The organism is Leptospirales bacterium (genome assembly GCA_019694655.1).
Lineage (GTDB): Bacteria > Spirochaetota > Leptospiria > Leptospirales > Leptonemataceae > SSF53.
In genome coordinates this window covers 149,140-163,144 of record JAIBBN010000005.1, presented here as the reverse complement: position 1 = coordinate 163,144, position 14,005 = coordinate 149,140, and the positions used below count along the sequence as shown (strand labels likewise).

Annotated in this window: 14 protein-coding genes; 8 read left to right on the top strand and 6 right to left on the bottom strand. The window is 59.9% G+C overall.

What is annotated here, in order from left to right:
* Position 1 precedes the first annotated feature (1 nt).
* Genes K1X75_10315 through K1X75_10305 form a run of 3 tightly spaced genes read right to left on the bottom strand, consistent with a single transcriptional unit; the run spans position 2 to position 3,125 of the window.
* Entirely contained in the window at positions 2-1,342 is a 1,341-nt protein-coding gene (locus tag K1X75_10315; protein ID MBX7058446.1) for a hypothetical protein, read from the bottom strand.
* A gap of 20 nt (positions 1,343-1,362) precedes the next feature.
* The gene (locus tag K1X75_10310; GenBank protein ID MBX7058445.1) at positions 1,363-2,256 is read right to left on the bottom strand and encodes a hypothetical protein; all 894 of its coding nucleotides are present in this window, start codon (positions 2,254-2,256) and stop codon (positions 1,363-1,365) included.
* Positions 2,257-2,267: 11 nt separating this feature from the next.
* Positions 2,268-3,125, bottom strand: coding sequence for a LysM peptidoglycan-binding domain-containing M23 family metallopeptidase (locus tag K1X75_10305; protein MBX7058444.1), 858 nt, complete (start codon positions 3,123-3,125; stop codon positions 2,268-2,270).
* Between the two features lie 142 nt (positions 3,126-3,267).
* On the opposite strand from K1X75_10305, the gene K1X75_10300 reads away from it, so the two are divergent.
* Both K1X75_10300 and K1X75_10295 read left to right on the top strand, forming a co-directional pair.
* A complete protein-coding gene (locus K1X75_10300) occupies positions 3,268-3,849 on the top strand; it encodes a rhodanese-like domain-containing protein (GenBank protein MBX7058443.1) in 582 nt (193 codons plus the stop codon).
* Positions 3,830-5,002, top strand: coding sequence for an aminotransferase class V-fold PLP-dependent enzyme (locus K1X75_10295; protein MBX7058442.1), 1,173 nt, complete (start codon positions 3,830-3,832; stop codon positions 5,000-5,002). The genes K1X75_10300 and K1X75_10295 overlap by 20 nt, the downstream gene beginning before the upstream one ends.
* A gap of 22 nt (positions 5,003-5,024) precedes the next feature.
* Here the strand turns inward: K1X75_10295 and K1X75_10290 are convergent, their stop codons facing one another.
* Positions 5,025-6,635: an ankyrin repeat domain-containing protein gene (locus tag K1X75_10290; protein MBX7058441.1), complete on the bottom strand. Its 1,611-nt coding sequence runs from the start codon at positions 6,633-6,635 to the stop codon at positions 5,025-5,027.
* A 105-nt stretch (positions 6,636-6,740) separates the two neighbouring features.
* On the bottom strand, positions 6,741-7,586 hold the full coding sequence (locus tag K1X75_10285) for a M23 family metallopeptidase (protein MBX7058440.1): 846 nt from the start codon (positions 7,584-7,586) through the stop codon (positions 6,741-6,743).
* Positions 7,587-7,753: 167 nt separating this feature from the next.
* Between K1X75_10285 and K1X75_10280 the strand changes: the two genes are divergently transcribed.
* The 6 genes from K1X75_10280 to K1X75_10255 all read left to right on the top strand — a co-directional run bounded on the left by K1X75_10280 (position 7,754) and on the right by K1X75_10255 (position 12,700).
* Positions 7,754-8,476 carry a CPBP family intramembrane metalloprotease gene (locus tag K1X75_10280; protein ID MBX7058439.1) on the top strand — a complete coding sequence of 241 codons (723 nt, stop codon included), beginning with the start codon at positions 7,754-7,756 and terminating at the stop codon, positions 8,474-8,476.
* Positions 8,473-9,189, top strand: a complete 717-nt coding sequence (locus tag K1X75_10275) for a hypothetical protein (GenBank protein ID MBX7058438.1) — start codon at positions 8,473-8,475, stop codon at positions 9,187-9,189. Before K1X75_10280 ends, K1X75_10275 begins: the two co-directional genes overlap by 4 nt.
* Before the next feature lie 12 nt (positions 9,190-9,201).
* Positions 9,202-9,654 (top strand): energy transducer TonB, encoded by a 453-nt coding sequence (locus K1X75_10270; protein ID MBX7058437.1) that lies wholly within the window; start codon positions 9,202-9,204, stop codon positions 9,652-9,654.
* Positions 9,651-10,379, top strand: a complete 729-nt coding sequence (locus K1X75_10265; GenBank protein MBX7058436.1) for an RluA family pseudouridine synthase — start codon at positions 9,651-9,653, stop codon at positions 10,377-10,379. Before K1X75_10270 ends, K1X75_10265 begins: the two co-directional genes overlap by 4 nt.
* A 91-nt stretch (positions 10,380-10,470) precedes the next feature.
* Positions 10,471-11,754 carry a 1-acyl-sn-glycerol-3-phosphate acyltransferase gene (locus K1X75_10260; GenBank protein ID MBX7058435.1) on the top strand — a complete coding sequence of 428 codons (1,284 nt, stop codon included), beginning with the start codon at positions 10,471-10,473 and terminating at the stop codon, positions 11,752-11,754.
* Positions 11,729-12,700, top strand: a complete 972-nt coding sequence (locus K1X75_10255; GenBank protein ID MBX7058434.1) for a haloacid dehalogenase-like hydrolase — start codon at positions 11,729-11,731, stop codon at positions 12,698-12,700. The genes K1X75_10260 and K1X75_10255 overlap by 26 nt, the downstream gene beginning before the upstream one ends.
* A gap of 75 nt (positions 12,701-12,775) precedes the next feature.
* On the opposite strand, the gene K1X75_10250 is transcribed toward K1X75_10255, so the two are convergent.
* Positions 12,776-13,936 (bottom strand): acyl-CoA dehydrogenase family protein, encoded by a 1,161-nt coding sequence (locus K1X75_10250; protein ID MBX7058433.1) that lies wholly within the window; start codon positions 13,934-13,936, stop codon positions 12,776-12,778.
* Between the last annotated feature and the right edge of the window lie 69 nt (positions 13,937-14,005).

Below are 14,005 nucleotides of genomic sequence, written 5' to 3'. Positions count from 1 at the left end.
CTCAGAATGGCAGGGTCGTCTTCTTGATCTGCTCAAAAACGCGTTCCGGAGAAATATATTCCACGCAGCTGTGATAGCCGCAGGACTGGCAGGCGTTGATACACTCCTCTACGGTGGGCGCCACGTGTCGTTCAAAGGAGTGCGAAAGGCGAATCAGATAAGAGCTGAGCGGCGAGTTCTCCGAAGAGAGACGCTGCAAGGCGCGCTCAAAGAAGCTGCGGCCATCCTTCTGCAAAAATTCTGGCCGTTCCTCGGGCGCTGAGTTGCTGTGCAGACCGGCCGGCCGCACCAGGCCGGGATGATCGCGGTGCGACTTCATGTCGTGCAGTATGACCACCGGCCGTCCAAGCATCGCCGCCAGGACGCTTTCCGGCCCGGCCGCGCAGACAACAAGGGCCGCATTGGCAATGCCCAGCGCACGATCCATGGGTCGTGCAGCATCGATGATTTCCGCTTCTGGACAGCGGCTGCGTAAGTAGGCCAGATCCTGAGCGCGCTTCATGCGCACCTCATCGCTGGCCTCCTGCGGCAGTGTTGGCGCCGGGAATACAGCCTTCAAGCCAAGAGTGGCGCACATGCGCGCCAGTCGCGCCGCATGTCCTGCTGGCCACGCGCCGGTAAGGTCGTGTTCCTCAAAAATCGAAATCCAGATCTGCGCCGAAGGCGCCGCCGCCTGCGGCAATTGCAGACGAAGATCAACAAGTTCTGGAAAAAGATCCAGACCGCGGCGTTGCAATTTCTCCAGGTCTGAGCTCAGGTGCAGGCGATGGGTGCGCAAGAAGGCCGAAAGCAGACGACTGCGCGAACCGCCAATGCGCAAACGAGCGCCGCTGAATGCCGATGCAAGATGCAAGCGAAGATTGCGATCGGGCAGATAGATCGCCTGCGGACGATAAGCGCGGATCTGCGCTCCTGCACGCTCTTCATCAATCGCCTCCACTTCGTCAAACAGAGCAAAGCTTTGCAACAATTCGACGTTCTGCGGATGAACCAGCGCTGCTGTATGACACTGCGCCTGTCGCTGGCGCATCAGGTAAGCAGTGTAGACGATCTCCAGAATTGCGGCAAGATCGACAGCATCAGGCGCGACGGCCAGGAAACGCCAGCTCCGGGAGACCGGCTGCTGATTAGCCGCCGTGGCTTCCACCGCGGTCTGTGTTGCCGCAGGCAAGGCGGCAAGCGGGACGTCCTCCGTCGCAATTCTGGCAGGCGCCAGAGCGCTGTTCTTGCTTGCCGGCGGGCTCATCGCACCTCGCTTGTTGGGCGCAGGGCTTTGGCCGCCGCGCGCCGCACAGAGCGCATTCTGCCGAAGCGCGGCGGGCGTACCGCGACCTGTAAACACTTTTTCCGACGCGGCGTCCGTTAGACCGGCTGTATGAATCGCGGCTGCAGCAACGCTCCATGCGTCTGCAGGCGCTGGCGGAGGTCGGGAATCTCCCGATCAATCAAAATAGCCAGGCCCGCCGCCTCCAGCATTTCGGCATCGCCGCGCGAATCGCCGACGGCCAGATCAGGCGTCGCTCCGGCCTTTTCCAGCAAGCACTCAACCTTGCCCTGCTGGATGGGATAGGGCTCCAGAATTTCTGGACGCAGCTCGCCCGCGCTCTCGTAAAGCCGCATCCCCAGAACATCAGCGGCGCGAAGACCCCAGTCCTCAACCACCGCGCTGATTACCAGCTCCGGCGAAGCAGTGACCACGCGCACCTGCCATTTTTTTTCCAGCAACACTGCAATCAGCGCGCGCAGTTCTTCGATTACGCGCAGACCCTGCGGAATCCTGAGCTCCGGGCCGATGCGCGCCTGATTCAGCTCGCGCATACATTCACTCTCAAAGACATAGCGAGCAATGCGCTGCAATTCCTCGACCGGCATGAAGCTGAAGAAAATACGCGACCAACGATAGGCCGCGGCCATTCCTTCGCTGTGGTAAATCCGATCGTACAATTGCAAACAGAGAGCGGCAAAGGAAAGCAGCGCGTCGGTATCTTCGGCAAAGCTATCGCGGATTAGCGCCCAGGCGCTTTGTGCAGCGGCAACGTCAGCGTGTTCAACCGATGCTGGCGATTGAAATATTTTCCAGAACTCTTCGCGGTCGCCGGCGACGAGACCCTGGAAAAGTATGTAGTACATACAGGCTTCGCCCAGATCATTGTGAATCAAGGTGTTGTCGAAGTCAAAGGCGGCCAGCCCGGGGGGGCCCTGCAGTCGCTGCAGCAGCGCTTCGCGCACCTCGGGGGCCCAGCGGCCAGTCAACATCGACGTCTGAATCAATTGCCCAGTCGCGATTCGCTGGCGGCGCCGCCGGCGTCCGCTGCGCCTTCCACTTCGTTGTCCAACGGCGATTCCTCGCGCAGCACCAGAGCAGGCTGCGTGAACCCAAATTGCAGGAAGTCCTCCGGGTTCATGGCCACGCCCAGGAAACGGACTTCAAAGTGCACGTGCGGACCGGTGGAGCGGCCGGTACTGCCGGAGAGTGCAATCGCCTGCCCGCGCTTGACGCGCTCGCCGACCCTTGCCAGCAAACGGTTGTTGTGCCCATACCAGGTAACCAGATCGTTATCGTGCTGAATGGCAATGGCCTGGCCAAGAGCGCCGTACCAGCCGCTGTCGACGACCACTCCGTCCGCCGCCGCCACGACAACGGTGTTTGGCGCGCAGCCCATGTCCAGACCGGTATGCATGCCGCCGCGACGGTTTCCGTAGCGCGAGGTGTAGTGCGGCTCTTCCACCGGCCACAGAAACTTGCGCCGATCGATTTCGACTTCGCGACGTCCGCGGCCCTCGGAAACCAGGCGGTCATACATTTCCAGGCTCATTGGTGCAAAGACCAGCGGGCCGCTTAGATTCCCGCCGTTGACCTCGCGGATCTCGTCTACGCTGACGCCGTAGCGCCGGGCGATGGCCGAAAGCGCCTCTCCGCCAGGAGCAATCCACTGCCCCAGGCGTCCGCGATAGCTCTGGATCGAGCCGTTATCCACGTAGACCTTCAGCAGATTGGGTTGGCCGAAGCTCTCCGGATCGCTGCCGTCGCGAGCATTGGCCAGAATTGCGCCAGGGGAGAGGTATGGCAGGCCAACAAGGGCGGCTACCAGGATGGCGATTCGAAGTTTGGCGCTGAGGGTCATGTTCCTGTCCGGGGCGGCGGCATTGGCCGGGGCGACGCAACTTTGTAAAAAAAAGTTCGAAACCTGTGAGAAAATAGTCGGTTTCCCCGTCATGAAATCCTGTGACAATCGCTTTTTCTGGCAATCCCCGGGACCAAAGGGCATGAAATTGTTGGGCAGGGCTCGATTCTGGCCGCTCCTTGTAGCGCTTTTTGGCCTGTTGAGCTGCAACAGTCATTCCATGGCCCAGGAGGAGCTTCATCTGCTGTCCCGGCGCTCAGCCGCAGCCGCCGGCGTGGACGAGATATCGCCAGTAGAATTGGCAAGTCTGCTGGCGGCAGCTCCTGATCGGGTGCTGCTGCTCGATGCACGGACGGTGCAGGAACAGAGCGTCTCGCGGCTTGCGGGCGCCATCGCCGTCGATCCCGAGGCCGCGGCGGCATCGATTGCCGAGCTGCGTCGCTTTATTGGGGCGCCGGACACGCTGCGGCGAAGCGTTGTCGTCTACTGTGCAGCGGGCGCCCGGTCCGCTCGCCTCGCCGGCCAAATCAAGGCCTACCTGCCGACCAATGCTAACATCGTTGCCCTGAACCTGCAGGGCGGACTCTTTGCCTGGGCCGCCGCCGGACTTCCGCTGGTCGATGACGCCGGCAAAGCTACGCGACGCGTGCATGGCTACTCGCCGCAATGGTCGCGACTGGCGCTTCCGCCAGCCGAGGTGACCCTTGAACCTGTCATCCACTGAAACGGGCGCCGCCAGGCTGCCCATTCAAGAGGAAAGAATCTACCTGAACCATTGCGGCATAGCCCCGCTTTTTCCGGGCGCCATGCAGGCGGCGCAGCAGTGGGATGAAACGCACATGCGCTACGGCGCGGAGGTCTTTCGTCGTCTGGGCGATCCGATCGCCGCCTTTCATCGCAGCGCAGCGGCGCTGCTTGAGACGGACAGCGCCAATCTTTCCTTTTTGCGCAACACGGCCGAAGGGCTTTCGATGATTGCCAATGGTCTGCGCTTGCAAGGCGGGGATCGAATTCTCAGCTACGTCCACGAATATCCCTCGAATCACTATCCGTGGCGCTTGATTGAATCGCGCGGCGCAAAACTGGATCTGCTACGCGACGTCGATGGCGGCAGCGGACTTGCGGCCGGGTTGCCGCGCGCCTTCGCCATCGAAGATCTGCGTCGGGAGCTGGGCGCTGGCGGCGTGCGCGCTGTGGCCATCAGCCATGTCCAGTTTGCCAGCGGCTTTTGTGCAGACCTGGCCGCCATCGGCGCGCTATGCAAAGAGTACGGCGCGTGGTTGATTGTCGACGCCGCCCAGAGCCTGGGGGCCATTCCTGTGCGTCCCGAAGCCTGGAACATTGATGCTGTGGCCGCCTCCGGTTGGAAATGGCTGATGGGACCTATTGGAACCGGTCTGCTCTATACCAGCGCCAGACTGCGCGCCGAACTCGGTTGCACAATGGCCGGCGCCGATCTAATGGAGCAGGGCGAAGATTACCTGAACCACAGCTGGCGGCCGCACAGCGATGGAAAATTTTTTGAATACAGTACCGGCAGCATGTCGCAGGCGGCGGCCCTGAACGCCGTCCTCGAACAATTGCACCTGCCGACAGGCGTTCAGACTGCAGCGCGGCGCAACCGAGAGCTGCGCCAACGTTTGATCGACAATCTGAATCCAGCCTACTTTAGCCGCGTCGCCTTTGATGCGCCGGAAAGCCCCATTCAATCGTGGCGTGTAGAACGCGCCGAGGAACTGGCGCGATCTGCCGCTGAACGCGGCGTTGTGGTAACGGTGCGCGGCGGCTACCTGCGCACCGCGCCGCACTTCTATATGAACGAAAATGAAATGGATCGCGCTGCCGCGCTGTTGAATGAAGCGGCAGCCGCTCTTTGAGCGGATCGACCGTAGATCCCTATCATCGTCGCCGCGGCCCTGGCAAGGTCGGCGGCAGAAGCAGCGCCCGATGCTGCACCAGAGGAAAACTGCGCTCAAAGAAGAAGGCCCGCGTATTGCTGTAGTCTTCAAGCATCTGGACAATGGCTGACTGGTTGCGTGAGCGAGCCAGATCCTGTGCTGTAAAACCCTGTACTTTGAGCAAAGCGTTGGCATGCAAGTCGATCAGTGTTTGCACGGCGGCCTGGCGACCGTAGTAAGCGGCAAAATGGAGCGCTGACCATCCCTGGTAGAGACTGTCCACGCTGGCCCCGGCTGCTACCGCGGAGCGAATGCCTGTGGTATCGCCGCTGCGAGCGGCGCTCACCAGCTTCAAAATGAGCTGCGGGTCGGGCGACGCCGGCTGCGGCGCAGGCTCGTCGCCGCTCTCTTGCTCTGCGGCCAATGCGCTCAGCTCCGCGCCGCTCAGCGGACGATTGAAAATCAGGACATTGTCGGCGTATCCGTGCAACGTTCCGCCGTAAGAAAAATTGGAAAACTCCAGGCCAAGGCTTCCGCCGTGGAAAGTGGCGCCCGGCTCGTAGCGAAGGAGTTCGCCAAGCATTCGATCATCAAGGACGATATCGCGAATGCGTCGGCCGTCAAAAACCAGGCGCATGCGCTTTGCGACTGGATCGAAGGCGAGACTCAGGTTGTGCCAGATATTGATTCTGGGATCGACGTCGCTCAGTTCGTAGAGCCAGGGGCCGATGCTTCCCTCCTCGCCTTTTTCGTAGCTTGGATCCAGATCGAGCAGCAGGCGCCCGCGCCAGATGCGTATATCGAAAAGCCCGTGGCCCAGCGCAACCAGGTGGCCGCGTCCCTGATCGTGCGAAAGTTGACGGAAATTGAAACTCAAGGAGAAGCCGTTTTTGTAAGGCTCTTCCTCCGTGCGGCGATAAAGAAAGTAGGCCGTGGTGCTGGCATTGTACTTACCATCTAAATAGATGGCGCCGTTGCTGAGGCGCGCTGAATCGCGCAGTACGAAATCGGTCTGCTGGCCGGTGCGATCCTTCAGGTCTTCGAAGGTAAAGTAGGCGATTCGACCGCGCTGCAGATCTACGGCGCCGCTCTGGTCCGGCGCCGGATCGACGAAATCGACGGACGGCGGACGATACGCTCCGCGGTAGGGAATGCCATTGCTTTCCAGGGCGTGGATCATCCAGCGTCGCACATCGGCTACGCCATTGTTGTGCGCTTCCGGCGGCCGCCCCGGATAGCCCATCTGCGAGGTACTGACGACATGTCCATCCTTGATCAACAGGATTGTTCCAAGTGTAACGCCATCTTCGCCATTCTGGATGTTATTGTTTCGATAGAGCGCATAGATCTGACTGTGGATCGTTTGTACGGAATTGTAGTCGATTATGCCAAGCTGTACGCCCTGCACATCCGAGTTTGCGTTCACAAACATCCGGCCCATGTATGAGCCGATATCGCAGCCCAGGGAAAGGATGGCCAGCACCGGCCGTTGCCTGGAAAGCTGCTCAAAGTTTTGATCCGTGACTGCCACGCCTTGAGCGGCAAGCGGTCCGGCAGCTATCAGACAGCCCGCGGCGATGCATGCAGCAGAGAGCAATTTTTGAAGATGCATGACAGGATCCTCGCCTGAGCACGAATTCCGTCAAACCTTTGACTGCGGACCAGGCAGAGCGCAGCGTCCTGCGCATCAACTTTTGATCGGTCTTCGCAAGTCCAGTTAGGGAAGCAGTAATCCGTGCACCAGGCGCGGGCGAGTCTGTACTCCGTTGCGGCGCACTTCAAAATGAAGATGCGGTCCCGTGGCGCGTCCGGTTGCGCCAACCTCGCCGAGCACCGCTCCAGCGCGCAAGCGTTGACCCACTGCAACCCGAATTCGCGACAGGTGTCCGTAATAGCTTTGATAGCCAAATTGATGCTCGAGGACCACCAGCAGCCCGTAGCCGGCCGCCTCGCCAGCGCGTAGCACACGACCCTCGCGACTGGCCAGCACTGGCGTTCCGATTGGCGCGGCGAGATCGACGCCGCCATGAAAGGTGCGTCGATGTGAAAAGGGATCAAGGCGCATGCCGAATCCGCTGGCCAGGCGCGCCCCGCTCAGCGGCGGCAAGAAGCCATCGCCGCGAAAATAGCTCAATTCAGCCGGGTCATACCTCCGCCCGGGAAGAAAATAGCGCTGGGCAACATCGACCAGTTGATCCTCCTGCAAACGATAGCGGCGCGCCAGTTCCTTGCGGTCGCCGCTCAAAAACAAGCCGCGAGCATTTGGAATCAAGAGTTCGTCGCCCGGTCCCACAGCATTGGGATTTACGATATCATTCAAACTGGCCAGCGTATCGGGATCTTGCGATAGTCGCGCCATGACGCGATAGAAGTTGTCGCCTTCGCGCAGACGATAACGACGAAAGCGCAGCGGCCGCTCCAGACGTCCGGAGCGTGAAACAGCGCGCAGGTTGGCGGCAATTTCTTCGCGGAGCAAGCCCAGCTCAGGCTCATCTGCTCTCAGCGTGCGCAATCGATTGCTGGCAGCTCGCTCCGGGAGGCTGCCTGGCCGAGGCTCAGTCATTTCGGCCCTGGTTCGACCCGGCAGGAGCAGCAATATCGCAATCAGGCTGCAGGCAGGGAATCGAACATTCATGGCGTCGGGGACGCAACCAGGTGCGCTGGCATCATCTTCGACCGGCGCGGCTCGAAATTGACTTCTTTTGGCACGGCACAAGGAGGATCTGACCTGTGGCGCGCGGCACAGAAATAGGCAGGTCGCTGCTCTATGTAGCGCTGACCTGGATGTTCAGTCAGCTGGTCTATATGGCGCTGCGCTCGCTTTGGCTCAGCGAGGAGAGCCTGCCCTCCTTCTGGCTGGAACGCCTCTACTACCTGATCAGCATGCCGCTTTGCGGCGCATTGCTGCTACACTCTCTGCATGCCATCGGCGAGCCGGCGTCGCTCAGCCTGAAGGATCTGGGCTCGCGCTTTCCAGATAGGGCCGAATGGCAAAAGTCCGCTCTCTGGCGACAGGCGATGGCGGCGCTGGCTGCTGCCCTGGCATTGAGCGCGTTGATTTTCTTCGAAGCCTACATACGCCGGCATTTTGGCTGGCAGCCATCTACGGCTGCGGCCAATCGCCTGCGAGATCTGGCACAATCCGGCGTCGGTGCGCTGCATTCGATCTTGCTGGCAGGCATTCTGATCACGCCGCTTCTAGAAGAAGTATTCTATCGGCTGCTGCTGCAGCGTTCCCTGCAGGCAAGCATTGGCGCCTGGTCCATCCTGCTGCCGGCTGGATTGTTTGCGCTTGCACATCCCGCCGCCGTGTGGCCGGAACTGCTCGGCGCCGGCCTCTGCTTTGGCTTTTTGTTCTGGCGGTACGGCCCGGCGGCAACAATCTTGGCGCACGCCCTCTACAATGCCTTGGTTCTCATAGGCGAATTCTGGGGCGGCGCGCTCCTTCGATGAATGTTTTTCGCTCAATTCCCGGTCAGATTGCAGTTCTCCTGATGCTCTTCGCCAGCAATGCTCTGCTGGCCCAAAGTTTTCGCGCCTTCGATCTGCCCGGCAGCGCCGAGCAGGCGCAGACCGGCGTCCGCGCCGCATTGCAGAAGATCGATCCGGAAGGTTCACAGGACGAAGCGGAGAGCCTGGGCTTTGCCTGGCGTATCAGCGACCGCTGGAATTCTCCTTTCGCTTACAACATCTTTGCCGGTTCGATTACCGCGCGCAATAGCCGGGGCGTGTTGCGAATCGAAGGTCCAATTGGCAATGTGCTTACGCTCAGTCGAGTCATGGAACTGGAAGGAGTACTGGCCCCAGGCTCTACCGCGGCGGTGCGCGGCGATCCGCAGAAGCCTGGCGAGAAGTCGCATGTAGTGTCGCAAGGTTTGAACTTTGTGGCGCCCTGGCTGGGGACGCTTTACAATTCCTATGATTCGCCGCTGCTAACTCGCGGCCAGACCTGGTTGCGATTTTTTGGCTATTTTTTTCTCGACGCATTTCTGGTTGCGGCCGGGGGCACGAGGCTTTTTTCAGAGCGCTTCGATTCGCGCGCGAACGGCGGGGCCATCGCCGTCGCCCTGCTCTTCCCGCGCGTAGTCCACGGAATCTCCAGCGCCAATCTAGTTCGCGGAAACAATCGGCTCTACGAATTGGGCTACACCTTCTATCTGGAGTGAAGCAAGGATTGCATGACACTGCGTCGGGCTTTGGTCATCAGCCTCCTGGTGCATCTTGGAGCGACGGCGGCGGCCTTCTGGACGCAAGATCGTCGCAGTATTCCGCTGCTGCCAGGCGAAAGCTTTCGCTTGCAGCTGAGCTCTACCGTCGCCGGCGTACAGTCGACACATTCCTCCCAGGCATCCAGCCGCAGCTCCGGGGCGCATAGCCGGGAGCTGAGCGATCAATTGCTCAACATTGAATATCCGGAAGTGGCCCGTCGCATGGGTCTGGAAGGCGAGGCCCTGGTGGAACTGCAAATTGATGAAGCCGGCAGCGTCGCCAACGTTCAGCTGCTGCAGAGCAGCGGTGCGCCAATGCTGGATCGGGCGGCGCTGGCCGGCGTCCGACAATGGCGCTTCTCAAGCGGACATGCCGAGACGCTGCGCACCCCGATTCGTTTTCGGCTAACAGGTCCGCCGTGAAGCAACGCACCCCTGAGGGCATTTCCCGATCCGCGCCGCTGCTGCACATCTACTACGAAGACAATCACCTGCTGGTCTGTGAAAAAGAAGCCGGCATACTGTGCCAGGCGGATGGCAGCCAGGCTATTGACCTGCTTTCGCTGGTTCGTGAGTACATCCGAATCAGTCGTTCAAAGCCGGGTCAGGTTTATGTGGGCCTCGTCCATCGTCTGGATCGTAATGTGAGCGGCGCCATGGTCTTTGCTCTGACCTCTAAGGCCGCCGCTCGTCTTTCGGAGCAGTTTCGCAACCGCACGCCGAGCAAGGAATATGTTGCGCTGGTTCATGGCAGTCCCTTGCCTCCGTCCGGAATACTTGACGACTATCTAGTAAAAGATGAGGAGCGCCGGATGGCCCAGGCCGCCCGGCCCGGGCAGGCGGACGCCCGGCAGGCTCGTCTGCGTTACCGAACTTTACGGCGCTTCAAGGACTCCCAGGGCCGTTTTCAATCTCTTCTGCTGGTTACATTGGAGACCGGTCGATTCCATCAGATACGCTTTCAGCTTGGCAGCCGCGGCTGGCCCATCCTGGGCGACCGAAAGTATGGTCTGGCGCCGACGACGCCTGCGGCTGCTGCGCTGCTCCTGCACTGTCGACGGCTGCGTTTTGAACACCCTGTGCAACGGCGACCGCTCCATTTCATAAGCCGCCTGCCTGCGCACTGGCGGCCTCTCACCGCGCATTGAAATCGGCGGCCCAGGAAAGGAGCTGGCAGGCGAATTTTTCTTGCTCTGGAAACGCCGCGGCTGGTCTGCTCTGTTCCCTGCGGGGGAAATCATGCAGCCATTTGTAGCGCCTCAATTCAATTTGCCGCTGGCCTGGACCGTCGACCTGATGCTGCCGGTGCTGCTGAAAAGCGTGCAGAATATCGAAGAAGTCGTGGTCAAGCCGGAAGACCGCTCCATGCTGCGCAGCCTGCGCGACGAACGCGTCTTGTTTTTTTCGAATCACCCCTCCACTGCCGAGCCGCCGATTGCCTACTACGTCGGCAACCTGATGGGGGCGCGCTTCAAGTACATGGCTTCACGCCAGGTGTTTGACTGGAACTGGGGATTGGTCGGCCGCGTCATTGCCAATCTGGGCGCCTTCAGCATCATCGCCGGCATCAACGACCGCGAATCTTTCAAAGCTGCGCGTCATGCGCTCGCCGAAAAAGCAGGCAAGCTGGTGCTCTTTCCAGAGGGCGAACCAACCAGCGGCGAAAACGACAGTCTGATGCCTTTTCAGCCTGGCGTGGCCCAGCTCAGTTTCTGGGCTATGGACGATGCGCGCAAGGTTGATCCGTCCGCAGACATTGTGATTCTTCCCGGATTTATCAAATACGTAATCAAATCCTCGGATGTTGAAGTTCGCGAACATCTCTCGGAGCAGGCTGGCAAAATCGAGCGCAAACTTGGCATCAACCCTGGCGACAAGAATCTATTGCGCCGCTTCTTGACGATTGGCCGTCGGATGCTGGAGGAGGCTGAAGCGGAGTACAAGATACAGCCCGGCAACAAGCACGACTTCGACTTCCGTATCGGTCGGGTTCGCCATGCAATTCTGGACGGCGTGGCTGATCGTCTGGGAGCGCCAAACTACGATCGCAAAGCGGATGCGATCATGAAGCTGCGCCATCTCTTTGCGATCATCGAAATGATAATGATCGGCTACCCCGATCCAAAATTGCCTCGTCTCAGCGAAGAGGAGCGCGCCTGGGCGCACCGCGAACTGGTGAAGGCCTTTGACTTCATTGTGATCAAGAAGGAATACCTGGTCTCCCGCCCAACAGCGGAACGCTTCTACGAGTGGCTGGCGCGCTATGAGTCTTCCGTCTACGAAAAGACGCCGCGAGCGCTGGGCGGCGAGCCCTCGCCGCTTCCGCGTGTAGCGCATGTTCATCTGGCCAAGCCCTTCCGTATCAGCGAGTACTGGTCGGCAGAGGACAAGTCGAAGCGCAAATCGGGAGTGGAAAAGATGATGCGTCGAATTCAGGGCGATATCCAGGGAATGCTGGACCAATCGCTGGAACTCTCCCAGCCGCTGGTGAAGCCCTATGATGTGGGACCGGACGCCATCTGATCGCGCCGCCGCAACGAACCTGGTAATGCCCGGCCGCGCCAGCAATGCGCTCCGCGCTCGCCGCGCTTCGCTCATCCTGGCTGTACTGGCCTGCGCTCTGTCTTGCGCTGCAGCGCCGGCGGATGCGGACATACCCGGTTTTTCTCAGGAAACAAACGCACGCCTGCGCCAGTTTTTTGAGCAAACTCGTTTCGCAGTCGGACGCAAAGTCGCCGTCTTTGATGGCGACGGCACCACCCTCGGTCAGGTCCCACACTACCTCGCTGACGAATGCCTGTTCCAGCTGGCGCTACGGCATCCCGAGCGAAAGCCGCAACTGATCCGGCAAATGCAGGGTCTGTCTAACGTTTCCATGCCTTACGTAAAATTGCGCGTCCGCTATCTGGCTGGATTGTCGCGCGATGAAGTCCGATCGATGGGCGAAGAATGCTTTCGGCGGCAATACGCTGACAAGATCTATCCGCCGATGCGCGCACTGCTGCAGCGATTGCAAGCCAATGGCTTTGAAACCTGGATCATTACCGCCAGCCCCGAGGCGCTGTACCAATCATTCCTCAGCCGGGAGTATGCCATGCCCATCACCCAGGTGGTTGGCGTGCGCTCCGTTGTGGAAGACGGCGTCCTCAGCGAACAGATCATTGAACCCACGCCGCAGGATCACGGCAAGCGCCAGGCAATTGAAAGCTTTGTCCAGGAGCAGCCGCTCTTTGCCGCCGGCAATTCAAGAGGCGATAAGGAGATGATCGAATACAGTCGCGGCATGCGGATGATCATCAATCCCGACGAATTCACGGCGCCGGATCAAACTGAAAGCATTGCCAGCTATGCACGACGCAATGACTGGCTGATTGAGAAGATTGTTGATCAAAACCCTGCCGGCATTCCCTTTGTGAGCGCGGAGCGCTTTGGGACGCGCGTCAATCAGAGTCATCCCGCGGCAAACTGAGCGCAAAAAAAAGCCGCACCGGCATGATTGCCAGCGCGGCTTTCCGCTCTCAAGCTTCGTCCGACGCTCTGGTGTTCAGCGTCCGGAGGCCGCTTCCTTGATCAAACCAGCGGCGATTTCATTGCGCTGGATCTGGCTGGTTCCTTCGTAGATCTGAAGTATTTTGGCGTCGCGGAAGTACTTCTCAGCCGGATACTCTTTGGTATAGCCATAGCCGCCAAAAATCTGAACCGCGTTGGTGGCAATCTCCATGGCCGAATCTGCTGCAAAGCATTTGGCCATCGCCGAAAACTTAGCCGTGTCTTTAGCCCCCATCATGCAGAGCTTGGCTGCTTTGTAGGTCAAGAGGCGCGACGCTTCGATCTTCATCGCCATATCAGCCAGCATATGCTGGATTGCCTGAAAGGACGCGATTTTCACGCCAAACTGCTCGCGCTCGCGGGCATACTGAATGGCGCAATCGAAGGCGCCCTGGGCTGTGCCCACGGCAGAGGCGGCCACCGCCGGACGCGAAAGGTTTAGCGTCTTGAGGGCGTGGAGAAAGCCAACGTTCTCCGAGCCGCCGACCAGGTTGCTGGCCGGCACTTCGCAGTCTTCGAAAATCAACTGGCGCGTTTCCGAACAGCGAATGCCCAGCTTGTCTTCCTTCTTGCCAAAGCTGAAACCCGGGGTTCCCTTCTCCACGACGATGCAGGAAACGCCGCGCGGACCGCGGTCTTTGTTGGTCAGTGCAAACACCGTGTAGAGATCGGCCTGGCCGGCGCCGGAAATCCATTGCTTGGTGCCATTCAAGATATACTTGTCGCCCTTCTTGACGGCGGTGGTGCGCAGCGCCGGCACATCGGAGCCAGCGTTGGGCTCAGTCAAACCGAAGGCCGCAAGCTTTTCACCGCTGGCCAGCGGGCTGAGCCAGTTCTTCTTTTGTTCCGGCGTTCCGCCGACCTCGATCGGCAATGCGCCCAGCTTGGTAGCCAGCAAGGCCGTGCCTATACCAAGACAGCCGTAAGCAACTTCTTCAGCCACGATGATGCTGGCCATCAGTCCCATGCCCAGGCCGCCGTACTCCTCTTCGAAGAGCGCGCCAAAGATTCCTGCCTCGCGGAACTTGGCGAAAACCTTGTGCGGGTATTCATTCTTTTCGTCCAACTCCATGCGTGTTGGAACTACTTCGTTTTTCACAACTTCACGAACCAGGTCGCGGAGTTGAATTTCCTCTTCCGTAAGCGATAGAACCAGAGGTTCATTTCCCGATACTGCAGTCATAGTTGCGCCTCGTTGCGCGTCATTCCGGCGCGGCCGGTGTAT